The sequence below is a fragment of the Pallidibacillus thermolactis genome (assembly GCF_025660415.1).
Lineage (GTDB): Bacteria > Bacillota > Bacilli > Bacillales > Caldibacillaceae > Pallidibacillus > Pallidibacillus thermolactis.
This window is the reverse complement of record NZ_JAOUSE010000001.1, coordinates 104,688-126,940: the sequence shown is the minus strand read 5'-3', so window position 1 is coordinate 126,940 and position 22,253 is coordinate 104,688. Positions and strand designations below refer to the sequence as shown.

The window sequence follows — 22,253 nt, the reverse complement described above, 5'->3', positions numbered from 1 at the left end:
CGGTATAATAATCTTCTATTTACTAATTGTTTTTTGCAAGATATATTTTAACATGATTATCGAATAGAAAAGCAAAAAACTGTTCCAATGGTGCATCACACCATTGAAACAGTTCCACTTACTTATAAAAACACAGAAGAAAATATCGTATTAAAAAAATGAGCCAATTTTTGGGCAATATCAGAGAAGATGTTATACGTATGAATCTCTTCTATAATTTTTTTCTTTTCATTTAAATTATGACTGGATATTTTTTCGCCTAAGATGCTTGTTTCATATGCACCCTCGTGTTCCTCTATCGAGATCACTCGTTCGAAGCTCCCGTCATCATAGCCTTTCATTTTATGCAGACCGTTATTCGCCTCTAAAAAGCCGAGAATGATCCCAAAAAATAATATACTTATTAATAAAAATGTTTTTAAAAAGAAACGGAACATATTCATCACCCAATCATTGGCAAAAATTAAACGTTTTTTAATACTATATGTTGTATTTAATAGAAAAGAACAAATGAAAGAGGGAGATTAGAATGTTGAGTAATTTGCACTATCTTCATCTAACGCTAGATGTAATGTTTGATTCAAACCAGTTGCTAGTAGATTTGCCATCCGTTCAATAAATACATCAACTTCCTTAGGTGTGACCATTAAATTATGACCTGTCGGTGTCAATACTTCTCGAATCAAAGCCCTTTTTTCCTCTTCTTCAAGAGTTCCAACAATCCCCATAAACGTTTTACGTTCCGACTCCCCAGGTAGATCGTCTTCTTTATACACTTTTTTCTCACCAAACGTTAAATTTGCTGGAGCTAGTGCACGAGATGGACGTTCACCTTCTTTAAGCTCACGCCCAAAATGCTTTAAAATATAATCAATACTATCACTGACGATAGAGACAGCATCGACCACTGTAGGTACACCAATGGAAAAAACATCAATTCCTAAAGTTTCTTTACTTAACTCTTTTCGTTTATTGCCTACACCAGAACCGGGATGAATGCCTGTATTGGATATTTGAATCGTTGCATTTACCCTTTCTATCGAACGTGAAGCCAATGCATCAATAACAATAATAAAATCCGGTTTCGTCTTTTGTACAATTCCGAATATAATATCACTCGTTTCAATCCCGGTAAGTCCCATTACGCCGGGTGATATCGCACTAACTGGACGATAACCTTTCTCTACCGTCTCCGGCGTTAATTCAAACAAATGTCTTGTAATTACTAGTTTTTCACATACCATCGGACCAAGTGCATCAGGTGTAACATTCCAGTTTCCAAGTCCAACAACAAGACATTTGGAGCTCTCATTTATATTGTGACTTTTTAAAAAATTTTTAAACTCACGGACAAAAATTGTTTTAGTTAGTTCTTCAAGTTCACGATTTGCTTGGCGAATGCCTTGCGTTTCAATCGTTAAGTATTTTCCAGGCTTTTTTCCAACGGTTTCAGAACCTTCTTCCGTAATTGTTACATCAGAGATTTTCACTCCTTGTTCCATTCTTTCCTTAACGATCACACCTGGGATTTCAGAAGGTCTTTGTTGTTCTTTCTCTTGTTGTTCTACCACCATTTCCTTTGCTTCAACTGCTAAATCAGTACGAACAGAAAATTTTTTTAAGTCTTCTCCCTTAACCAACGCTTTCATTCCTTTCTTTATTCAATAACGAATTGGAAACTTTTATCTATTATTCCCGAAACAATTGTATTCATGCGGAGATTGTTTTTTAGAGATCTATTGCATTCTTTTCCAACTTTTGATAGAATATCACTTGTTCTTCAAGTTGAAATTTAGTCTAAAACCGTCTGGTCTGGCTTCACTAGGAGGTGAAAAGATTGGCAAATATTAAATCCGCAATTAAACGTATTAAAACAAATGAACAAAATCGTGTACGTAACGCATCTGACAAATCTGCTATGCGTACGGCTATGAAAAAAGTAGAATTAGCGGTAGCTAACAATAATGTAGATGAAGCAAAAGAAGCTTTAACTGTGGCTATTCGTAAAATAGATAAAGCAGTAACAAAAGGTTTCTTACACAGAAACTCGGCTGCTCGTTACAAATCTCGTTTAGCTAAAAAAGTTAATTCTTTAAATGCTTAATATGTTTTGCGAAGAAAATTTGGTTTTATACCAAATTTTCTTTTTTTATATAAAAAAAGAACGAGTCAACCACTCGTCCTTTTTATGATCGTATAGTTTCCTCGTTATCTCTCGTAAGAAATGTAAAGAAGAATAATTCAATCAATTTCTCTTTATTTCCATAACCCGACTTTAACTTATAATCTAAATCAGCTAAGTAATTGACCATAGCTAGTATCCGTTTTTCTTCGAAATTTTTCGCCTTAGGAATCGTTAACTTTACTCGGTATGGATGCACTTTTAATATACTGGCTATTTGTTTTTCTCCATAACCTTTATGAAGCAATGTTTTTACTTCATAAATAAACCGTAACTGACTGGCAATAACAGCTAAAATTTTGATCGGTTCTTCATTTTGTTTTAATAAATCATAATAAATTTCTAATGCTTTATCTAAATTCCTTTTAATTACTTGATCTACCAAGGCAAAAATGTTATCTTCCAACGATTTTGCAACTAATAGATGGACAACTTCATCATCAATGATCTGTTGTTCACAATATAAGAACAATTTTTCCAATTCATTATGTAACAAAGTTAAATTTGGACCGACATACTGATAGAGCAATTCTACACCATCGTTTGTCATTTCATTCCCATTCTCAGATACTTGTTCACGAATCCATTGTTTTATTTCTTTTTCAGATAATCCCGTGGCCTGTAATGTTCTTGCATGCTTTTTTAAAGCCTTCGTTAATTTCTTCCGCTCATCCAACTTTTCATAAGGGGCGATCAATACCAAAATTGTCGTTGGTACAGGATTTTCAATATATTGTTCGAAAATCTTTAAGTTGTGTTCTACTTTATCTTTCCCTTTTTCGGAAGTTAAAAACAACGGATGATGAGCGATCACGATTTTTCTTTCACCAAAAAAAGGAATGGTTTCACAGTCTTCTATTACCGTTTCAACAGGTGTATCTTCCAAATCGTATATCGATAAATTAAACTCTACTTCCTCTTCTTGTATTGCTTCTTGAATGATTAAATCTTTCGTTTTATTTATTAAAAAATTCTCATTTCCATATAATAAATAAATCGGCGAAAATTTTTTTTGCTTCAGTTCTTTCCATACTTTTGAAAACACAAGTTTTCCGCTCCGTTCTATTCTTTTTCTTTTATCGTAAGAGAAAAATTCGAACCTGTCAAAAAATCAAATATTATAAATAATCTTTTCAAAAAATTTTAAAGGGATAACCGAAAAGGCTATCCCCGTTTATATTGAACGCTAGAATAAGTTTAATCTTACTCTAGCGGAGTTATTATAAGTTTTCCATATGATCGTTCACTTTATTTGTGACAACAGTTGTCAATTTAACCCTCACTGAATATGTAGACTTTTTAAAAAATTTTGTTTATACTAAAATTATCAGGAGGGGTGGAAATGAACGAATTTGAAAAAGATGTGCAATATAAAGGAAATGATTTTCTTGATTCTGGCGTTGCATTTGTGATATCTTTTGTTTTTTTCGCAGTTATTTTTATCATTGCCACGGTAATCAAGGCAATCGGATCGTAATATTGATTGGAAAAACAGACTGTGTCAAGCAGTCTGTTCTTTTTCTTTATAATATGATGGGGCTTATGTTTTTGTGACAATCTTATTCTTGGATCATTGTCTTCGCTTTTTTAATATCAAACAAATACGTAAATGTGATAGCACCGTGCTCATCCGTTCGATATGTTTTGATATCATCATCTTCTAAACGTTCAATAACTTCTTTATGAGGATGACCATAAAGATTATTTTCCCCGACAGAAATTACAGCTACTTTCGGTTGAACAACTTTTAAAAAACGATCTGTTGTCGATGTATTGGAACCATGATGACCTACTTTTAAAATATCGACTTGTAAATTTGGATACTTTTGGATTAGTTGTTCTTCTCCGTCTTTTTCAATATCCCCGGTAAACAACCATCTTTTCATTCCTAATTTTGCGTAAATTACAATTGAAGCATCATTACTTGCCTTTGCATTTTTTTCTGGTGCAAGGATAAAAAATTGATTTTTTCCTTGTGACCAATATAATCCATTAAAAGCATATGTAACCTTTGTTTGGTTAGCTCTGGCTAGTTTAATGATCTCCTGTTCAGCGTTTGACTTTTCCTGTGTCTGTCCTACAATCAATTCATCTATTTGCATATGTTCAAAAATAACACCGCTTGAACCAACATGATCAATATCCCCGTGAGTTAAAATGAGTTTGTCTAGTTTCGTTATTCCTTTACTTTTTAAAAAGGGAACTACAATGGACTCTCCCGGATCAAAAGGTTTTTCACGCTTCTTCCATTCTTCCTGTGCAAAGGAAAGCACCCCTCCGGTATCAATTAAATAATTCCCTTGATTAAAAGGCAAGCGTATAAATATACAATCTCCTTGTCCAACATCAATAAACGTAACCTCGCCTATTGGTGAATACTTCATAAATAATATTTGCAAAATGAATGGACAAATAAAAATGAATAGGATTGGCTTTATTTTGTTAAATCTAAATTGCTCGAAGAGAATAAAACAAAGAATTATGCATATAAAGAACAGAATAACGATTATCGTTGGAGGTTTCCCTAATACAACGGAAAAATGATCAAATCCATTGATCCAGACTGCGAATTTGTTTGGATATTCAATTAAGAATGTAAGAAGGGATACAAATGGTCCACTTAAACTTGGGAAGGATAGGATGAGAAAATAAGCGATAAAACTTAATGGAAGTACAAAAATAGAGTAAAGAGGTACAAACAATATGTTGAGAAGGAAACTGATTAAAGAAAATTCATAAAAATTTGCTAAAAGAATAGGTAATGATATAACTTGAGAAATAATAGAGACTGCTAATCCATTTTTAAAAAACCCTTGGATTTGTTGGATTAACGATTTTGATAATAATAATCCAGCTGTCACAATATAAGAAAGTTGAAAACCAACGTGATAAATGATATACGGGTTTATCAATACATAGATAATAAAAGATATGGACAAAGCATCAACTGAACTTAAAAGTTTACGCCATTTGGATAAATATAATATTAGCCATGCCATAAAGACAGATCGAATAACGGAAGGAGCAGCACCCCCTAAAACACAATACACCGGCAGAAAAATTAGTAGAATGAGCCGCACTTTCTCTTTTGTAACGCCAATTTTTAATAAAATCATATATAGAAAGGTAGAAATAATGGTAACATGTAAACCAGAAATGGCTAAAAGATGGGATAGCCCTAACGTTTGATAGGCTTCTTCTACGGATGGATCTATATTTTCATCATGACCAAATAATAAAGCGTTAATAAACGGCGCTATATGCGCTGGAAAATGTTCGTTTATACGATCAATACCAGTATTCCGAATATGTAATAAATGATGATACACTGTTTTTTCTCCAACTGAACAATCGGATATTGATTTCGCTTTAAACAAATAATTGATCTTTTGGGTTTGTAAATATTGTCGATAATTGAAAGCATTCGGATTTCTTGGTTCTGGGGGCAATTCCAACTTTCCGATTACGTGACAGGTTATACCAGGTTGAAGGATTTGCTTCAACTTGTCCATTTGCCTCTTTGTATTGCCGTAAAAGGAAAATGCAAGCTTTTTACCTTGTTGATCAACTACTGTTCCACTTAATTTATTGCCGTCAAAACTCGGATACTCTGCAAATGAAATCAACATCGCTTGTTCTTGATCTGATGGCGTTTCAATTGATTTTTCAAATTGTATGTGAAAGTAGAATAACGCAAGGAAAAAGCTTGCAAGTAAAATATAAATAGATTTCAAATGCAACTTGTAATGTAAAATATGAAAAAATACCACTGTGGCAAAAATACCGACTTGAAAATAATGATATGTTAAAAAAGATAGGATCGTGACAATACTGATGTAGACAAAAACACCAGGAAAGATTTTCATTACACGTCCTTTCTTTTATTTATTTGTGGCTTCATCAAAATTAAATATGGTTTTATCAAAAGGTACTTTTTCAACCTTTACATTGGCTTGTTCGAGTAATTCGAGAGCATACGGATCATTTTTATAATCCTCCGCGTAATAAATGACGTTAATTCCAGCTTGTATGATTGACTTTGTACATTGTAAACACGGAAAATGCGTCACATAAATTTCTGCTCCCTCGGTTGGCACTCCGAATTTAGCACATTGCAAAAGTGCATTCATTTCTGCATGAATTGTTCGAACACAATGGTTATCAACTACGTAACATCCTTTATCTATACAATGATCACCACCTGCAATGGAGCCATTGTACCCACCTGCAATAATTCGTTTATCACGTACAATTGTCGCACCGACCGATAATCTTGTACATGTACTTCTTGATGATAACAAAAAACTTTGAGCCATAAAATATTGATCCCATTCAATTCGTTTCACTACTTGTCCCTCTTTTCTTGTCAGTAAACTTATGAATATTCGATCTATATATAGTGTAGGCAAATCTATGATTTTCCGTCAATAACATTTTTTGATTCATTCTACAGTAATGGAATCCTTTAATTTTTCAAAGGTTTTTTCACCGATACCTGACACATTCATTAGATCTTCTACGGTTTGAAACGGTCCATTCGTTTCACGATATTCAATTATAGCTTCTGCTTTACCTGCTCCGATTCCTGGTAACGTTTGTAACATGGCAGAATCTGCATGATTTATATTTACCTTCCCATCTGAATTCGATGCCTTTTCTGTTGGTTGACTAAAATTTGCCATTTGTTCGACTATCTCCACATCTTCCCCAACAATTGGAACATAAATCACCATTTCATCGGATACTTTTTGTGATAAATTGATTTTTGTCTGATCCGCATCATCTAAAAATCCACCCGCTCGTTCAACTAAATCGATCACCCGTTCTCCTAATTGGGCCGTATATACACCAGGTTTTGAAACCGCTCCTTTCACATCTACTTTTATCATCGTTGACTGCTCTAAAGATGCTTCCCTTTTTTTAGCAGTAGAATCTTCCTCTTGTACATTGCTTAACATCACTTCCTCCTTCATCAAATCATGTAACGTATCATCTGACTTTCCGTTCGACAGTAAATGATAAAGAATGATTCCTAATATCACTGCTCCGATTAACAGATATTGCTTTTTCTCCTGAATCCATTGGAATAACTTACTTCCCTTTGTCATAAATTTGTCATTCCTTTCATAATGTTTTATGAAATGCTCTTGAAAAGGAGGGAGAAAATGCGAATCGGAATCATTGGAACAGGAAATATGGGCACGATTTTAACAGAAGCTTTCATTGACAGTCAGGCTACCCCTCAAAATCATGTACACATCACGAATCGTACGATCGAAAAAGCACTTCAGTTAAAAGAAAAATATCCTGACATACACGTTGAAGAAACAAATGAAGAAGTCGTATCCAATAGTGATGTTATTTTCTTATGTGTAAAACCTTTGGACACATTTCCCCTTCTCGAAAAAATAAACCATTTATTAACAAAAGAAAAATGCTTAATATCCATTACAAGTCCAGTTGATGTCGAACAATTAGAACGTTATGTTCAATGTTCTTGTATACGTGTAATTCCAAGCATTACGAATCGATCTTTAGCAGGGGGTTGTTTAATAACTTATGGTTCTCACTGTTCGGATAAATGGAAAGAGACGATGAAACATTTCATTTCACACATAGGTAAACCAGTCGAAATTGGCCAACAATATACGAGGGTGGCATCCGATATTGTTAGCTGCGGACCAGCCTTTTTTAGTTTCATTATTCAAAAATTTATACATGCTGCTGTAAAAGAAACACAAATTAGCGAAAATCTTGCTACAACATTAGCTCAAGAAATGTTAGTCGGGATGGGGACATTAATAGAGAAAGGATATTATACGTTACCTACTTTACAGGAAAAGGTAAGTGTAAAAGGTGGAGTAACAGGAAAAGGCATTGAAATACTTGAAAACTATCAAATTGAAGAAATGTTTCGAAGGGTTTACAAGGCAACACAAAAAAAATATAACGAAGACAGAGACCATATCATGAAACAATTCAACTTTTATGATAATCATTATTCGACATAATTAAAAAAAATCCTTCTACTGTATTAAATTTTTTAACAAAAGAAGAGGGGCCGATCTACATTTTGCTTTTAAAGCGTATGTAGTTGGCTCCTCTTTATTTTTGTAAAGTAAAAAAGATACGATCATGATTTTCATTTGCAGGCAAGTCCGTAAAATCGCCCGTAATGGAATGAATTTTAAACCCGGCTTCTTCTACCCATTTTTTATATTGCCACATTTCAAAGGTTCTTTGCTTATGTAATTCATCAAAACGTTCATATTGATCTGTTTCCTCATCATAAACAAAGAATGTTAATTCATGTTCAACGGATAACGGATGTTCAAAAGGAAAAGAATTCCATATATATGAAATTTTATCACCATTAAAAGCAAAAGTGCGATTCATAAATCCATTTGTGATTTTATGGGGGGAATGAACATCGAAAATAAACAACCCTTCATCTCGTAAAGCGTTATAAACACGATGAAAAGTACTACGCACTTGTTTTTCGCTCATTAAATAATTTAGCGAATCACAAAATATGACAACCGCATCAAAGCCTTCCAATCCTTCCAATTGTGCCATATCCTGATGATAAAATGGAATATGAAAGCCTTTTTGGAACGCTTTGTTTTGAGCAACGGATAACATTTCTTCCGAAAGGTCTACCCCTACTACATGATAACCTCTTTCATGAAGTCTTAAGGTGACTTCACCAGTTCCACAGGCCAAGTCCATTATTCTTTTTGCATTTGGAAGGTACTTACATTTTTGTTTTTCAAAAAATTCCAGCCACTGGTCGTAAGGGGCTTCATCCATCAATTCATCATAAAGGTAAGAAAAATACTCATAACTCATTTGCTATTTCACTCAATACATCTTCGGTTGGAGCATCTCCCCATAACCGTTCTAAATTATAATAATTTCGTTCTTCTCGATGAAATACATGGACGACAACATCCCCTAAATCTACTAAAACCCAGCGCGCCTCATCAAATCCTTCCAACCGTTTTATTTCATACCCATTTTTGACAGCTTGATCTTTAATTTCTCTAGCTATTGCTTGTACTTGTTTATCTGAATTACCATGACAAATGACAAAATAATCAGCGATTAACGAAATTCCTCTCATATTAAGTGTAATGATGTCCTCTGCCTTTTTGTCATCCGCTGCTTTTACAGCTGTTAATAACAGTTTGCGATTGGTCATATACTGTTTTATTCCTCCTTCATTTTAATAAAATAATTATATGTATAAAGTGTATCTGGATAAATTGTAGCATTTTTCTTTGTTAAATATATGATGGTATTTTTCAAAGATTGTAAAATCGCTCCATCTAAATTTGTTTTAACGAGATCTCGTACTTGTTCTACTCCAGGGAAATTGCGATTTGGTTCAATATAGTCAGCGATAAAAATAATTTTTTCTAACAATGTCATATTTGGACGTCCTGTTGTATGATAGGTTATTGCATTTAAAATATCTACATCTTCAATCCCCACTTCAGTTTTGACTAGATAGGAGCCAACGGGGGCATGCCATAATTCAGGATGAAAATCCAATAATTCCTTTGGCATCTTTTGTTCTATTATTATGCTTTTCATCTCATTTTCGGGACGGTATTTGGCATAATCATGAAAAATTGCAGCCAATTCTGCTTTTTTTTCATCATAACCGTATTTTTTGGCTAAATCAACCGCTGTCTCCATTACACCGATCGTATGTATATATCGCTTTTCTGTCAAATGTGGCTTCACAATGGACAAAGCTTTATCTCTTTCCATACAAACCATTCTCCTCAATATATTGAATTATACTATCTTTCAATAAGTACTTCACTGATTCCCCGTTTCCAATTTTTTGTCGGATGACAGAAGAAGATAAATGAATTTCTGGTATATCAACAAATTTTACAGGATATTCTGTTTTTCCCTCATAGGTTGGGCGGTGGACAGCAATAAATTGAACGATTTCCATTAATTCATCGATCCTATGCCATTTTGGTAAATAATCGACCATATCTCCACCAATTAAAAAAAAGAATTGATGATCAGGTTCCTTTTCTTTCAAGATTACCATCGTATCATATGTATATGACTTTTCCTTCCGTTCTAATTCAATTGTTTCGATTTTAAACCGATCATGACCCTCAATTGCTAATTCCAACATATGTAAACGGTCTTTAACGGTCGTATTTGTTTGTTTTTCTTTATGTGGCGGGATGTAATTTGGCATAAAACGAATTTCATCTAAACCACATTTGTGTAGAATTTGATCTGCTATGATTAAATGACCAATATGTGGGGGATCAAAAGTTCCACCTAAAATCCCGATTTTCTTCATGTTCATCATCCTAATCAAGGCAACTCGATTTTTTTGTTTTCTTTTGATTCTTTATATAAAACGATAGTATTGCCGATAATTTGAACAAGTTCAGCCTTTGTTCCTTTCACAAGATTTTCAGCGACCGTTTCCTTATCGAACTCACAGTTTTGCAAGACACTCACTTTAAGTAACTCTCGTGCTTCCAATGCATCTGCAATTTGTTTTATCATATTATCATTTACGCCACCTTTTCCTACTTGAAAGATCGGGTTCAAGTGATGTGCAAGTGAACGTAAATATCTTTTTTGTTTACCTGTTAACATATTATCTGTCTCCTTCTAATTGTTTCATTACTAATTCCTTTGCCGTATCGATGGTTGGCATTTCACCTGTCCAAATTCGGAAAGCTAATGCCGCTTGATATAATAACATGTCAAGCCCATTAAAGGTTGTTGCACCTTTTTCCTTCGCAAGATGAAGAAATTTTGTTTCAGACGGTGTATAGATAATATCAGAAACGATCTTTCCATCTCCATTGAAATGCTTTAAGTATAGGGGTGTATCATCAATGTTTGGTTTCATACCAACGGATGTAGTTTGTATAAATACATCATACGCATTAATATTTTCTTCTAACTCCGTAAAGGACAATGGTTTACTTGTTGTTACAGATTGATTGGCTTCTTTAATTATATCTTCTGCTTTTTTCAATGTTCGATTACAAATATCTAGTTTTTTTACACCATTTTTTATTAACGCATAATAAATCGCTTTTGCTGCACCGCCTGCCCCAATTAAAACAAAACTTTTTTTTGTAAAATCTGGATCTACTTTCTGTAAGGAAAGAATATAACCTTCTGCATCAGTGTTGTATCCTATTAGTTTTCCATTTTCCACTTTAACGGTATTAACTGCCCCGATCTTTTGTGCGGTTTCGTCAATCTTATCTAATAGTGGAATAATATCCGTCTTGTGTGGAATCGTTATATTAAAACCGGTAACGCCTGCTTGAAGTAGGTTATAAATCCCTTCTTTTAACATACCTTTTTGAATATAAAATTTTTTATATTCCCCTTCAAGACCTGTTAATCGAAAAAATTCTTCATGAATAACAGGTGATAATGAATGTTCGACCGGATCACCAACAACACCAAACAACAAATGCATCTCCTCCCACCGTAACCGTATATTAAATTAGAGAATCACGAACATATACTTTTACACCTTTTGGTACATAAGCCGCTACAACTACGCCACCTTCCGGAATCATCACCCAACCAAGTCCTGAAAAAACAATATCTTTCTTTCCCTCTCTAATAGAAAATTCTTGTCGGACGAATTCTGGAAAATTTCCTAAATCATCTTTTCTTGGCGGACTTAACATTTCACCGACATGAGTATTATATATTTCATCAGCCTTTTCTAATTTTGTCCGATGGATATGCAGTTCATTTGATAAATAACACACAAAGGATGAACGTTCTCCTTTTATAAAATCGAAACGGGCCAGTCCACCAAAGAATAACGTTTGCTGTTCGTTTAATTGATATACTTTTGGCTTAATTTCTTTTTTCGGCGTAATTACTTTCAGATCCTTTTTATTTACAAAATGGGCCATTTGATGATGATTGATAATACCTGGTGTATCAAAAATCGCTTGTCCATCATCTAGTGGGATTTCTATCATATCAAGTGTTGTACCAGGAAAATGAGAAGTTGTGATAATATCCTTTTCTCCTGTTACTTCTTTAATAATTCGGTTTATAAATGTTGACTTCCCAACATTCGTACAACCGATCACATAAACATCTTGTCCATTACGATATTGATCAATTAGGGACATCACTTCTTTTATATGTATTCCTTTTTCAGCACTAATTAATGCAACATCAACTGGTTTTAAACCTAGTTCCTTCGCTTGATGTTGCAGCCAATTTTTCATTCGATTGTGATTAACAGATTTTGGTAATAAATCTACTTTATTCCCAACTAATAGAACATCATTGCCACCGGTAAACCGATGAATGCCCGGTAACCAACTTCCATTAAAATCAAAAATATCAACAATTTTAACGATTAATCCCTTTGATTCACCAATCCCATTTAATATTTTCAAAAAATCATCATCTGTCAGTTCGACATCCTGTACCTCATTATAATGTTTTAATCGAAAACAACGTCTACAAATAACATCTTCTTTTTGTAATGAGGATTTCGGTGCAAATCCAGGTTTTTCAGGATCTTCCGTTTGAATGGTTACACCGCAACCGATACAAATGAGTTTGTCACTTTCCACCTTTTTGTACCTCCCACTCTAGTAAGCCTTTTTTGTTAAACCATTTTAAAATTCTCCGTTCAATCAATCGATTAAACTTCGTAACCATACCATCCGTATTGGTTACTGGAACGACTAATACGGTATGGAAACCAGCATTGTTTCCACCTAAGACATCTGTTAACAATTGATCACCAACGACAATGACTTGTTCTTTCGGCAAATTTAACATTTGTAATGCTTTTAAATAAGCTTTTTTGCGTGGTTTTCTTGCCTTATAAATATAAGGAATGTTCAAAGGTTGTGAGAATTTATTGACTCGTTTTTCATTATTGTTTGAAACGATGACAACCTTAATTCCATGATTTCTTAAAAGTGAAAACCAATCAACAAGCTCTTGTGTAGCCAACGGCCTGTCCCATTCAACCAATGTATTATCTAAATCTGTAATAATCCCTTTTATGTTACGTTCTTTTAAAAACTCAGGCGTAATTTCAAATACATTTTTAACATAATCATTCGGTAAAAATTTTCTTAACATGTTGCACCTCGATAATTTATTCAACGTCATTCATCATACTGAAAAAAGATCACTTTTTCAAAGGTTTCTTCAATAAAATTTAGTATATCACTATCTTATTTTTATTCCATTATTTTATCAAGATTAGAATATGAATAAAGGAATTATTGTAATCTACAATAAACTTAGATTTTCGACAAAAGGAACAACCGATAGACAAACTCAAAAAAACTTTTCGACAATTTCGACCCTTTTCTACAGTTGTGGATAAATTTATACACATTTTCTACATTGATATATTACGCTTTTCGCTAATTTTTAACAACATACTAACAACTTATCCACCGGTTGTTGTGGATAAACGGAACAGTTGTTCTATTTTTACTTATTTGATAAAGTTAATATGAAAAAATTAAAAATATTATTATATGATTGTTGCTTTAATTTTATGCAGGGGGGTGAAGGTGAAAACCGAAAAAAATGGATAAATTATCGGATGAGTTATTGATTGAATCTTATTTTAAAGCAATAGAATTGAAATTATCTCCAGAGTTTATTCGCCTCATTGAAAAAGAGATTGAACGTCGCTCAATATCCCACAAGATTAAAGCACTTTCATAAAGATAATGCTTCGACTTTTCCCTATAAATCCATTTGTTTGTTAGGCTGAGCCACTTCATGGGACAGCCTTTTATTTTTTAATAAAAAAATGGAAAGTAGAGTTATTCTCCCTTTCCATCCACATTTTTATTTAATTGTCTTGCTGATTTTTTCTTTCCCTTTCAGCACGATAAAATTCATGGAACATTTTCATTAATGCCCGTTTTTCAATTCGGGAAACATAACTTCTCGAGATTCCAAGTTCCTTCGCCAATTCTCTTTGTGTTTTTTCTTTTTGCATTCCTAAACCAAAACGACCGATAATAACTTCTTTTTCACGTTTATCTAGTACATTAATATACTTTTTTACTTTTTCAAGTTCCATATTTAATTGGATCGTATCAATAACATCTTCTGAATCCGATTTTAAAACATCAATTAAACTAATTTCATTCCCTTCTTTATCTTGGCCAATTGGGTCATGTAACGAAACATCTTTCTTCGTCTTTTTTAACGCTCGCAAATGCATAAGAATTTCATTTTCTATACATCTGGCGGCATATGTAGCCAGTTTAGTACCTTTTCCTTCTGAAAAGCTCTCAATTGCCTTTATTAAGCCAATCGTACCGATAGAAATTAAATCTTCTTGATCTTCACCGGTATTTTCAAACTTTTTCACAATATGAGCAACTAAGCGCAAATTGTGTTCAATCAATAAATTTCGAGCTTCTGGATCACCTTGTGCCATTCGCTTTAAATATTTTTGTTCATCTTCGGGGGAGAGGGGCTGTGGGAAAGCATTGTTTTTAACATAAGAAACTAAAAACACGAGTTCTTTGAAAAACATTGTTAAAGCTGACAAAATTCCTGACACTTCTGCACACCTCCAGAAATTTTTCCACGAATGCCTATAAACTATACCTATGATGAAGAGGGGCAAAATGTGTCAACAATTTTACATATTTTCATCCATATCCATTAATCGTTGTTTATATTTTTTATAACGTTGAAGCGCTAAAAACGCCAATGTTATTAAAACAAATTCAATGGCTAAAAGGAACATTAACTTCTCGTTAGAACTAGTAAAACCTTTAATCATCATTCCGATATAAACCAACACCGAAAAAGCAATCAGTATAATTGAATATCTCCTAAAATCTTCTACTAAACATTGTAATTTTTGTTTCTCATTCATTTCTTTCACCCGCTAATTTTTACTTATGTTAATAGATTAACATGAATATTTATCGAATTGACTATGTAATTTTAGGTAATTGAAGATGAATAAAGAAAAAAGGATCAAAAAAGCGCCCCGAATTGGTAGGACCCTTAAAAGTTAAACTTTTTATACTAACTTTGGGGTGTCTTACCATAATGGGGCGCATTTTTACTAATTCAATTTTTTCACTATCGAAACAACGAGTTGAGCCGAATTTTTGGCAGCTGTATCGAGAAATTCGTCAAATGTGATACCTGAATCTTTACCAGCAATATCAGATAATGAACGGATAATAACAAATGGTACATTATATTGATATGCCACTTGAGCAATAGCTGCTGCTTCCATTTCAGCTGCTTGGATATGTGGAAACTTTTCTTTCACTTCTTTCACTCGTTCAGGATCACTCATAAAAGAGTCTCCGGATGCAATCAAACCTGTTACGGTTTTCAAATTTATTAGTTCTTTTGCAGCTTCTTCCGCTATTTTTACTAGTCTTTCATCCGCAACATAAGTTGCAGGCATTTGCGGTACTTGACCGTATTTATAACCAAAGACAGTAGCGTCTACATCATGATGAGTGACTTCTTTTGATATGACAATATCACCGACATTCAAAAGTGGGTTAAATCCGCCAGCAGATCCTGTATTAATTATTATATCTGGTTGGTAACGTTCCATTAAAATGGTTGTCGACATCGCTGCATTTACTTTTCCTATTCCAGATTTTAATAGAACTACATTTTTTCCGCATAGCGTTCCTGAAGTAAATTCACTATTCGCGACGACCTTCGTCTCCCCGTTTTCAATTTTTTTCCGTAAAATTTGAACTTCTTCTTCCATTGCGCCAATAATAGCAATTTTCATCTTCTTCTCTCCTATTATCTATCTATACTTTTTAGTTTCTCAACTTTGGTTGGCTTCCAACCCTGTCCATCGACCCAATCCATATATACGCGATAAATTTGGCTTTTATCTTTATTGGAGATCGTTCCTACTACATTCTCGTTTGGTTTGCCACCATTTCCTACCCACCAAACGATCATATTATCAACGGAGACCCCTGTTGCATATTCCATCGCTTTTTCCATTTCTTCTCGGTCTGTTGTCCCTTTATCATAGGAAGAGATATGATCCCCTGTTTGCACAGTGCCGATCGGCTTCCAATTTTGATTAATCATCACTTGATCTACATTTGGATCTTCACTTTGACCATAGATGATTTCGTTTTCTTCCTCGTCCTCTTCACTTTCTTGATCCTCTGTCACATCTTCAGTTTTTTCATCTTCAGTTTTTTCATCTTCAGTTGCGTTTGCATTTTCATCAGTAGGTTCTGAAGAAGAATCCGCTTCAGTATCTTCTGACTCGGAAGATTCTTTAGACTCATTTTTATCTGCTTTATCATCCGCGTTTTCTTTCTCGGTCGCTTTTTGTTCTGATTGGTTTTCATTAACGGTTGCTTTTGTATCATTATTAAGCAAAATATTTGCTCCTACGATGATCACAAGTATAAAAACAACACCAATCAAAATATTTAAAATAAAATTTTCTTTTTTCTTTTTTGCATGTTTTTCAATCCGACTTTTTCGTGATGATTGTTTTTGATTGGCCATCTGTCTGTTCCCCCATTCAATTGTACAATTGTAAATAAGGCTTTCCATTTAATTATGAATGAACTTATACAAAAGTGTATAGTTATTTTTCTATAACAATAATTTTACAGTGAATAACATATTTGTCAAAGGTAAAAAGTATGAGTTGTCACTCGGTCCTTTGTTGGTCAAATTCAAATAAAAAGTTTACCATATCCTTAAATAGTGGAATGACCGATCCTTCGCCTTCAATCACGTCTAGATTAACGACAGCCATTGCGTATTTAGGTTTTTCATATGGGAAATATCCAACAAACCATCGATTCAATAATTCATTTCCTTGTTTATCTTGACGATATGTCTCTGCTGTACCTGATTTTCCTGCAACTGGATACGGCAGATCGTTCAAAGATTTCCCTGTTCCTTTTTCATTGACAACAACTTCCCGCAACAATTGTTGTAATTTACTAGCCGTATAGGAAGATATATGGTCACCTTCCAAAGATTTTTTCGGGAAGCGATAAAGCTCTGTTCCGTTTTTATATTGAATACTTTCAACAGCACGAACCATCTTTTTTTCCCCGCCTCTAGCTATCGTCGCCATCATATTAGCGGCAGCAAGCGGTGTAATTCGTACACTTTGCTGACCGATACCGGTTTGGGCATTAAGTTTCAAATCTTTCCTTTCTTCATCCTCTAAATAAATATATCCCTTTTCTTCATCTGCTAATTGCTTAAAATTTTCTATATGATAAACATTCCCAACCCATCCAGTCAACTCATTTAATCCAAGCATATGGGCATACGTTTCAATTATTGTTTCATCTTTTTCAGCTAATTCCTTGGCTAAGGTAGCAAATGTATTGTTACAACTAGCTGCAAAACTATCTTTAAAGTTTAATATACCATGATCGTATTGTTCATCAATGTCGCCATGAATTGTCACACTACAATTAAAGGTACGATCTGGGGGAGCGAGTTGATGATCAATACTTGCAGCGGCAATCACCGTTTTAAAAACGGATCCCGGTGTATGGGCAGTCAACATCATATCTTTTATACCATTATTAGCATATGGATGCGAGATATCCAGAGATGGTCTTGAAACGGATGCCAAGATCGAATTTGATTCAATATCTAGTAAAATAAGACCACCTTTCATTATTTGATACTGATCAACAATTTGTTCGGCCTTTTTTTGAATCTCATAATCAATTGTTGTTTGTACTTTTACTGGATAAAACGGATTGGATTGATCAACAAATTTAACATCAATACCAAATAATGGTGATCCACGGCCATCGACATGATAAATTAATTTTGTACTTTCTTCTTGAATTAAAAACTCATCAAAACTTTTTTGCAATCCAGAAATACCAATCATCGTATTGATCGGAATTTCTCGATCAGGGTACCGCTTTTTTAATTCTTCAGGATTTTCCCCCAGGATCCCAATAAGTTGAGCTGCTGGAGTTATTTTTCTATCAAACTGTTTTTCAACGGCAAACACACCGGGAATTTCTAAATGATTGATTGCCTCCATTTGTTCTGGAGTTAATACTAAAGGATTAGGTTCTCCAAAAACAACAGGGCCTTTTGCCTCCTGTAACACCTTCTTTATTTCAACTGCTGGTACATTGATAATTTTTGCTAGCTTTTCAATATCCCAATCCATATGATTTAAAAACGGAAACAATACTAAAGTCGGTATCGCTTCATGGGTCAGTGGAACCATGTTTCGATCATAAAATTTTCCACGCCCATTATCAATAATAACTTCTTGAGAACGTTGTTTAACACTTTCATGTATTAAATCAATATTTCGATGTGAAAAGCTTTTCGTATCAAATAATTGAATTTGTGCCAGCCTGATTAGAATAATGGATATTCCAATTATAACAATCACACCAGTTCGAATTATTCGCTTGTGTATCATTTTCTTCCCTCCCCATTCCCATTGTTGACGGCAAGGAGGGATTTTAACCGTTCGTAAAACGATAAAAAACAAACAAAAAGGACTGAAACACAGCCATTGATTTCTTCTGTCGTATAGCATACAGAATGTCTTGACGTGTCTCAGTCCTATGATCTTAAGTTAAATCAGGATAATGATAATGATTGCAAAAAACACTATTTTACATTGATAATTTTTACAACCATTTCTCCACCAGGTGTTTGTACTGTTACTTCTTCACCAATCTTTCTTCCAAGCAAACTCTTAGCAATCGGAGAATCGTTGGAAATTTTCCCTTCAAATGGATCTGCTTCTGCACTACCTACAATCGTATAAGTTTCTTCATCACCGTCTGGTAATTCCACAAATGTAACGGATTTTCCGAGAGTTACAGTGTCTTTATTCGTTTCATCTTCTTCGATGATTACAGCATTACGAATCATTTTCTCTAATGTTGCAATTCGACCTTCAACAAAGGCTTGTTCATCTTTTGCAGAATCGTACTCTGAGTTTTCGGATAAGTCTCCGAAACTCCGTGCAATTTTGATTCGTTCAACAACTTCTTTCCGTTTTGTAGTTTTTAAATATTCTAGTTCTTGTTCTAATTTCTGTTTCCCTTCCAAAGTCATTGGATATTGTTTTTCTTGTGCCAATATAGTCCACTCCTTAATATATAATCCCGCAAAAAATATTGTTCATTTAATGATTTATCAATTACGGGTGTATTACTATAATCATTTATGATATTTTGTCATAAAAATGACTTTTGTTCAATAATTGATTGAATTTTTGTAACAATTAAGTCGATGGCTACAACATTACTTCCACCTTCAGGAATGATAATGTCGGCATATCGTTTCGTTGGTTCGATAAATTGATTATGCATCGGCCGAACAACAGATACATATTGTTCGATGACAGAATCCATCGTCCGACCTCGTTCTTTTGTATCACGCAATAAACGTCTGATTATGCGTAAATCAGCATCTGTATCCACATAAAGCTTGATATCCATTAAATTACGCAATCGTTCATCTTCTAATACTAAAATTCCCTCTAAAATGATTACATCTTTCGGTTCAATATGGATAACTTCTTCAGAACGAGTATGCACAGTATAATCATATACCGGTTTATCAATCGGCTTGTGATTTAACAGTTGTTGAAGATGTTCTATTAAATAATCATTATCAAACGCAAATGGATGGTCGTAATTCGTTTTTAAACGTTCTTCAAACGGTTTATCACTTTGATCTTTATAATATGAATCTTGTTCAATTAAGACAATGGAGTCTTCGCCAAAATGATTGACAATCGATCGAGTCACAGTTGTTTTTCCTGAGCCAGACCCACCAGCAATACCGATTAGTACGGGTTTTTTCCGCATCCTAGTTCTCCTTTCGCATCAAGTTGTAACGGTAAACAGGTTGATCGACGCGGAATCGCACGATTTGTAATGGGTGTCTTGCCGCATCTATTTCATTACCATTTTCATCAAATAGTTGATCCACTACCATTGTAAAATTGTCAATTTCTGGTCCAAAAAATTCTACTTCATCTCCCACTTTAAAATGGTTGCGTTGTTGGAGTGTGACCATTTTTGTTTCATGGTCGTAATCCATAACTAAACCTGCAAAATCATGGGACGTTTTATGACTATGATTTTCAAATAATTGTTCATCGACACCAGGAAATTCTTTAAAAAATGCTTGGGCTGTATCACGATTTGCACATTTTGCTAATTCCGTTAACCATTCATCTTTGAAAACAAAATTGTCTGGGTCGGCACAGTATGCATCAATTACTTTTCGATAAACACTAACCACCGTTGCAACATAATGAATAGATTTCATGCGCCCTTCAATTTTGAAACTATCAATACCTAATTCAACCAACTCTGGCACATGTTGCAATAAATTTAAATCCTTGGCACTCATTGTAAATGGTGTATTTTCTGTGCTTAAAGGAATAAAGTTTTGATCAGCGTGTTGGAATACATCATAATTCCAACGACAACTTTGACAACAACCACCACGATTTGAATCACGAGCTGTCATATGATTGCTTAACACACAGCGACCTGAGTAGGCAATACACATGGCACCATGAACAAAGACCTCAACTTCAATATCAACTTTCTCTTTTATTTCACGGATTTCTTCTGCACTTGTTTCACGAGCCAATACGACTCGTTCTAAACCTTCTTCTTTCCAATATTGCGCAGCTTTCCAGTTCGATAATGATTGTTGCGTACTTAAATGTCTTTCTAATTTTGGTGCCACTCGTTTACATGTTTCAATGATTAACGGGTCAGCAACAATAATCCCCGTGACCCCAACATCTTGTAATGCCTTTAAGTAGTCTTCTAATCCAACAATATTCTCATTATGTGCGATAATATTCGTCGTTCCATAAACTTTTGCACCATATTTTTTTGCAAATTCTACACCCTCGCGTATTTCTTCTAAGGTAAAGTTATCGGCGTTTGCACGTAACGAATACTCTTCACCACCAAGATATACCGCATCAGCACCATAATGGATGGCAATTTTTAATTTTTCAAGATTTCCAGCTGGAGCGAGTAACTCAGGCTTTTTAACGATCACTCGTTTCCCATTTCTTATTTCAGAAATACGATTTAATGCTTGAACCATTTGTTTCACTCCTTAATAAACCGTTTCTTTAAAGAAAAATCCCGTATCGAGTGGGCGATTTTCTGGTTGAATGGCCTCCATTTTTTCCAACCAGTCGGAAGCCAATTCTTCATACTCATCAACATCACGAACACAAGTATCGATCGCTTGACGATATAATTTCGTTACTTCAACAAGATATGTTTGGGATTTAAAGATTCCTTCAATTTTAAAAGAATCAATTCCAGCCTCGATTAATTCCTGAAGTTCATCTATAATACACATATCATTTGGACTCATGATATGGGTGCCATTTGAATCTTCAAAAACCGGATAATAGTTGTCTCGATCAGGATCGTATAAATAAAGGTTATCTTTATCCTTTTCCACTTTTAATTGTTTGCCGTTATATTCAAAATAATTATGTACTAATGGACGTCTTGACTGAAACATGCAGGTCATACCGTGTACTTGAACTTCAATTTCCACTTCCGCATTTTCTTTTATCTCAATAATTTCGTCCATACTAAGCTCTTTAGATAAAACGGCACGTTTTGCACCTTTTTTTCCCCAGTAATTACATGTATACCAATTGGTAGCCAACGTATGTGGATCCCAATGTAAAGGAAGATCAATACCTAATCCCTTTTTGGCCATGATTACGGATGGATCACCGAACAAAACGGCATCGGCACCAGCTTCATAAACAAATTTTAAGTAATCTTCTAGTTCATCGACTTTATCATTATGAAAAATTCCATTCATCGCTACATATATTTTTTTATTTTTAGAATGGGCAAGTTCAATCGCCTTTTTTACATCTTCTCTTGAAAATTCGCCAGCAAGTCGTAGACCGAAACGCTCCTCTCCCACTACAAAACTATCAGCACCAGCCTCAATTAAAGGTAAGATATCATTCACACTGGTAGGTGTTAGTAATAACTCTGGTTTATTCATTTAT

The 22,253-nt window shown here is 34.2% G+C and carries 27 protein-coding genes; 4 read left to right on the top strand and 23 right to left on the bottom strand.

Annotated elements, in window-relative coordinates:
- Nucleotides 1-122: 122 nt before the first annotated feature.
- Both OEV82_RS00630 and gpr read right to left on the bottom strand, forming a co-directional pair.
- The gene (locus OEV82_RS00630; protein ID WP_173660483.1) at nt 123-437 is read right to left on the bottom strand and encodes a YqxA family protein; all 315 of its coding nucleotides are present in this window, start codon (nt 435-437) and stop codon (nt 123-125) included.
- Nucleotides 438-524: 87 nt separating this feature from the next.
- Nucleotides 525-1,649 (bottom strand): GPR endopeptidase, encoded by a 1,125-nt coding sequence (gpr, locus tag OEV82_RS00625; protein ID WP_377701839.1) that lies wholly within the window; start codon nt 1,647-1,649, stop codon nt 525-527.
- A 188-nt stretch (nt 1,650-1,837) separates the two neighbouring features.
- Between gpr and rpsT the strand changes: the two genes are divergently transcribed.
- A complete protein-coding gene (gene rpsT, locus OEV82_RS00620) occupies nt 1,838-2,104 on the top strand; it encodes a 30S ribosomal protein S20 (RefSeq protein ID WP_173660479.1) in 267 nt (88 codons plus the stop codon).
- An 82-nt stretch (nt 2,105-2,186) separates the two neighbouring features.
- On the opposite strand, the gene holA is transcribed toward rpsT, so the two are convergent.
- Nucleotides 2,187-3,227 carry a DNA polymerase III subunit delta gene (holA, locus tag OEV82_RS00615; protein ID WP_263060675.1) on the bottom strand — a complete coding sequence of 347 codons (1,041 nt, stop codon included), beginning with the start codon at nt 3,225-3,227 and terminating at the stop codon, nt 2,187-2,189.
- Between the two features lie 297 nt (nt 3,228-3,524).
- Between holA and OEV82_RS00610 the strand changes: the two genes are divergently transcribed.
- Entirely contained in the window at nt 3,525-3,659 is a 135-nt protein-coding gene (locus tag OEV82_RS00610) for a YqzM family protein (RefSeq protein WP_173660647.1), read from the top strand.
- A gap of 82 nt (nt 3,660-3,741) precedes the next feature.
- Here the strand turns inward: OEV82_RS00610 and OEV82_RS00605 are convergent, their stop codons facing one another.
- From OEV82_RS00605 to OEV82_RS00595, 3 genes are all read right to left on the bottom strand, one after another.
- A complete protein-coding gene (locus tag OEV82_RS00605) occupies nt 3,742-6,048 on the bottom strand; it encodes a DNA internalization-related competence protein ComEC/Rec2 (protein ID WP_263060674.1) in 2,307 nt (768 codons plus the stop codon).
- Nucleotides 6,049-6,063: 15 nt separating this feature from the next.
- Complete coding sequence (locus OEV82_RS00600) at nt 6,064-6,528, bottom strand: ComE operon protein 2 (RefSeq protein WP_173660651.1); 465 nt, start codon at nt 6,526-6,528, stop codon at nt 6,064-6,066.
- Between the two features lie 96 nt (nt 6,529-6,624).
- A complete protein-coding gene (locus OEV82_RS00595) occupies nt 6,625-7,290 on the bottom strand; it encodes a helix-hairpin-helix domain-containing protein (RefSeq protein ID WP_263060673.1) in 666 nt (221 codons plus the stop codon).
- A 57-nt stretch (nt 7,291-7,347) separates the two neighbouring features.
- On the opposite strand from OEV82_RS00595, the gene comER reads away from it, so the two are divergent.
- Entirely contained in the window at nt 7,348-8,193 is an 846-nt protein-coding gene (comER, locus tag OEV82_RS00590; RefSeq protein ID WP_263060672.1) for a late competence protein ComER, read from the top strand.
- Nucleotides 8,194-8,287: 94 nt separating this feature from the next.
- Here the strand turns inward: comER and OEV82_RS00585 are convergent, their stop codons facing one another.
- Genes OEV82_RS00585 through OEV82_RS00550 form a run of 8 tightly spaced genes read right to left on the bottom strand, consistent with a single transcriptional unit; the run spans nt 8,288 to nt 13,315 of the window.
- Nucleotides 8,288-9,031: a class I SAM-dependent DNA methyltransferase gene (locus tag OEV82_RS00585; protein ID WP_263060671.1), complete on the bottom strand. Its 744-nt coding sequence runs from the start codon at nt 9,029-9,031 to the stop codon at nt 8,288-8,290.
- Nucleotides 9,021-9,383, bottom strand: a complete 363-nt coding sequence (gene rsfS, locus OEV82_RS00580) for a ribosome silencing factor (RefSeq protein WP_263060670.1) — start codon at nt 9,381-9,383, stop codon at nt 9,021-9,023. Before rsfS ends, OEV82_RS00585 begins: the two co-directional genes overlap by 11 nt.
- An 8-nt stretch (nt 9,384-9,391) precedes the next feature.
- Complete coding sequence (gene yqeK, locus OEV82_RS00575) at nt 9,392-9,958, bottom strand: bis(5'-nucleosyl)-tetraphosphatase (symmetrical) YqeK (protein ID WP_173658389.1); 567 nt, start codon at nt 9,956-9,958, stop codon at nt 9,392-9,394.
- A complete protein-coding gene (locus tag OEV82_RS00570; protein ID WP_263060669.1) occupies nt 9,945-10,517 on the bottom strand; it encodes a nicotinate-nucleotide adenylyltransferase in 573 nt (190 codons plus the stop codon). Before OEV82_RS00570 ends, yqeK begins: the two co-directional genes overlap by 14 nt.
- Nucleotides 10,518-10,531: 14 nt before the next feature.
- Nucleotides 10,532-10,822: a ribosome assembly RNA-binding protein YhbY gene (gene yhbY, locus OEV82_RS00565; RefSeq protein ID WP_173658387.1), complete on the bottom strand. Its 291-nt coding sequence runs from the start codon at nt 10,820-10,822 to the stop codon at nt 10,532-10,534.
- Between the two features lies 1 nt (nt 10,823).
- On the bottom strand, nt 10,824-11,666 hold the full coding sequence (gene aroE, locus OEV82_RS00560) for a shikimate dehydrogenase (RefSeq protein ID WP_173658386.1): 843 nt from the start codon (nt 11,664-11,666) through the stop codon (nt 10,824-10,826).
- Nucleotides 11,667-11,688: 22 nt separating this feature from the next.
- Nucleotides 11,689-12,795 carry a ribosome biogenesis GTPase YqeH gene (gene yqeH / locus OEV82_RS00555; protein ID WP_173658385.1) on the bottom strand — a complete coding sequence of 369 codons (1,107 nt, stop codon included), beginning with the start codon at nt 12,793-12,795 and terminating at the stop codon, nt 11,689-11,691.
- Nucleotides 12,785-13,315 carry a YqeG family HAD IIIA-type phosphatase gene (locus OEV82_RS00550; RefSeq protein ID WP_263060668.1) on the bottom strand — a complete coding sequence of 177 codons (531 nt, stop codon included), beginning with the start codon at nt 13,313-13,315 and terminating at the stop codon, nt 12,785-12,787. Before OEV82_RS00550 ends, yqeH begins: the two co-directional genes overlap by 11 nt.
- A gap of 459 nt (nt 13,316-13,774) precedes the next feature.
- Between OEV82_RS00550 and sda the strand changes: the two genes are divergently transcribed.
- Nucleotides 13,775-13,915 (top strand): sporulation histidine kinase inhibitor Sda, encoded by a 141-nt coding sequence (sda, locus tag OEV82_RS00545; protein WP_173658383.1) that lies wholly within the window; start codon nt 13,775-13,777, stop codon nt 13,913-13,915.
- A gap of 130 nt (nt 13,916-14,045) precedes the next feature.
- Here sda and sigK read toward each other — a convergent pair whose 3' ends face one another.
- The 9 genes from sigK to OEV82_RS00500 all read right to left on the bottom strand — a co-directional run bounded on the left by sigK (nt 14,046) and on the right by OEV82_RS00500 (nt 22,249).
- Nucleotides 14,046-14,768, bottom strand: coding sequence for an RNA polymerase sporulation sigma factor SigK (gene sigK / locus OEV82_RS00540; protein WP_173658382.1), 723 nt, complete (start codon nt 14,766-14,768; stop codon nt 14,046-14,048).
- 81 nt (nt 14,769-14,849) lie between these two features.
- On the bottom strand, nt 14,850-15,089 hold the full coding sequence (locus OEV82_RS00535; protein WP_173658381.1) for a YrhC family protein: 240 nt from the start codon (nt 15,087-15,089) through the stop codon (nt 14,850-14,852).
- Between the two features lie 195 nt (nt 15,090-15,284).
- A complete protein-coding gene (gene mtnN / locus OEV82_RS00530; protein ID WP_173658380.1) occupies nt 15,285-15,980 on the bottom strand; it encodes a 5'-methylthioadenosine/S-adenosylhomocysteine nucleosidase in 696 nt (231 codons plus the stop codon).
- Between the two features lie 14 nt (nt 15,981-15,994).
- Nucleotides 15,995-16,726 (bottom strand): DUF1510 family protein, encoded by a 732-nt coding sequence (locus OEV82_RS00525; RefSeq protein ID WP_263060667.1) that lies wholly within the window; start codon nt 16,724-16,726, stop codon nt 15,995-15,997.
- A gap of 148 nt (nt 16,727-16,874) precedes the next feature.
- Nucleotides 16,875-18,641, bottom strand: a complete 1,767-nt coding sequence (locus OEV82_RS00520) for a peptidoglycan D,D-transpeptidase FtsI family protein (RefSeq protein WP_263060666.1) — start codon at nt 18,639-18,641, stop codon at nt 16,875-16,877.
- Between the two features lie 194 nt (nt 18,642-18,835).
- Nucleotides 18,836-19,312, bottom strand: coding sequence for a transcription elongation factor GreA (greA, locus tag OEV82_RS00515; RefSeq protein ID WP_173658377.1), 477 nt, complete (start codon nt 19,310-19,312; stop codon nt 18,836-18,838).
- A gap of 98 nt (nt 19,313-19,410) precedes the next feature.
- Nucleotides 19,411-20,046: a uridine kinase gene (udk, locus tag OEV82_RS00510; protein WP_173658376.1), complete on the bottom strand. Its 636-nt coding sequence runs from the start codon at nt 20,044-20,046 to the stop codon at nt 19,411-19,413.
- A 1-nt stretch (nt 20,047) separates the two neighbouring features.
- On the bottom strand, nt 20,048-21,313 hold the full coding sequence (locus OEV82_RS00505) for a peptidase U32 family protein (protein WP_263060665.1): 1,266 nt from the start codon (nt 21,311-21,313) through the stop codon (nt 20,048-20,050).
- A gap of 12 nt (nt 21,314-21,325) precedes the next feature.
- Nucleotides 21,326-22,249: a peptidase U32 family protein gene (locus tag OEV82_RS00500; protein WP_263060663.1), complete on the bottom strand. Its 924-nt coding sequence runs from the start codon at nt 22,247-22,249 to the stop codon at nt 21,326-21,328.
- Nucleotides 22,250-22,253 lie beyond the last annotated feature (4 nt).

Bases quoted from the DNA above. Each gene is read 5' to 3' on its own strand.
- OEV82_RS00630 (WP_173660483.1), bottom strand. From the start codon at position 437: ATGTTCCGTTTCTTTTTAAAAACATTTTTATTAATAAGTATATTATTT.
- gpr (WP_377701839.1), bottom strand. From the start codon at position 1,649: ATGAAAGCGTTGGTTAAGGGAGAAGACTTAAAAAAATTTTCTGTTCGT.
- OEV82_RS00610 (WP_173660647.1), top strand. From the start codon at position 3,525: ATGAACGAATTTGAAAAAGATGTGCAATATAAAGGAAATGATTTTCTT.
- OEV82_RS00605 (WP_263060674.1), bottom strand. From the start codon at position 6,048: ATGAAAATCTTTCCTGGTGTTTTTGTCTACATCAGTATTGTCACGATC.
- OEV82_RS00595 (WP_263060673.1), bottom strand. From the start codon at position 7,290: ATGACAAAGGGAAGTAAGTTATTCCAATGGATTCAGGAGAAAAAGCAA.
- comER (WP_263060672.1), top strand. From the start codon at position 7,348: ATGCGAATCGGAATCATTGGAACAGGAAATATGGGCACGATTTTAACA.
- OEV82_RS00585 (WP_263060671.1), bottom strand. From the start codon at position 9,031: ATGAGTTATGAGTATTTTTCTTACCTTTATGATGAATTGATGGATGAA.
- rsfS (WP_263060670.1), bottom strand. From the start codon at position 9,383: ATGACCAATCGCAAACTGTTATTAACAGCTGTAAAAGCAGCGGATGAC.
- yqeK (WP_173658389.1), bottom strand. From the start codon at position 9,958: ATGGAAAGAGATAAAGCTTTGTCCATTGTGAAGCCACATTTGACAGAA.
- OEV82_RS00570 (WP_263060669.1), bottom strand. From the start codon at position 10,517: ATGAAGAAAATCGGGATTTTAGGTGGAACTTTTGATCCCCCACATATT.
- yhbY (WP_173658387.1), bottom strand. From the start codon at position 10,822: ATGTTAACAGGTAAACAAAAAAGATATTTACGTTCACTTGCACATCAC.
- aroE (WP_173658386.1), bottom strand. From the start codon at position 11,666: ATGCATTTGTTGTTTGGTGTTGTTGGTGATCCGGTCGAACATTCATTA.
- OEV82_RS00550 (WP_263060668.1), bottom strand. From the start codon at position 13,315: ATGTTAAGAAAATTTTTACCGAATGATTATGTTAAAAATGTATTTGAA.
- sda (WP_173658383.1), top strand. From the start codon at position 13,775: ATGGATAAATTATCGGATGAGTTATTGATTGAATCTTATTTTAAAGCA.
- OEV82_RS00535 (WP_173658381.1), bottom strand. From the start codon at position 15,089: ATGAATGAGAAACAAAAATTACAATGTTTAGTAGAAGATTTTAGGAGA.
- mtnN (WP_173658380.1), bottom strand. From the start codon at position 15,980: ATGAAAATTGCTATTATTGGCGCAATGGAAGAAGAAGTTCAAATTTTA.
- OEV82_RS00525 (WP_263060667.1), bottom strand. From the start codon at position 16,726: ATGGCCAATCAAAAACAATCATCACGAAAAAGTCGGATTGAAAAACAT.
- OEV82_RS00520 (WP_263060666.1), bottom strand. From the start codon at position 18,641: ATGATACACAAGCGAATAATTCGAACTGGTGTGATTGTTATAATTGGA.
- udk (WP_173658376.1), bottom strand. From the start codon at position 20,046: ATGCGGAAAAAACCCGTACTAATCGGTATTGCTGGTGGGTCTGGCTCA.
- OEV82_RS00505 (WP_263060665.1), bottom strand. From the start codon at position 21,313: ATGGTTCAAGCATTAAATCGTATTTCTGAAATAAGAAATGGGAAACGA.
- OEV82_RS00500 (WP_263060663.1), bottom strand. From the start codon at position 22,249: ATGAATAAACCAGAGTTATTACTAACACCTACCAGTGTGAATGATATC.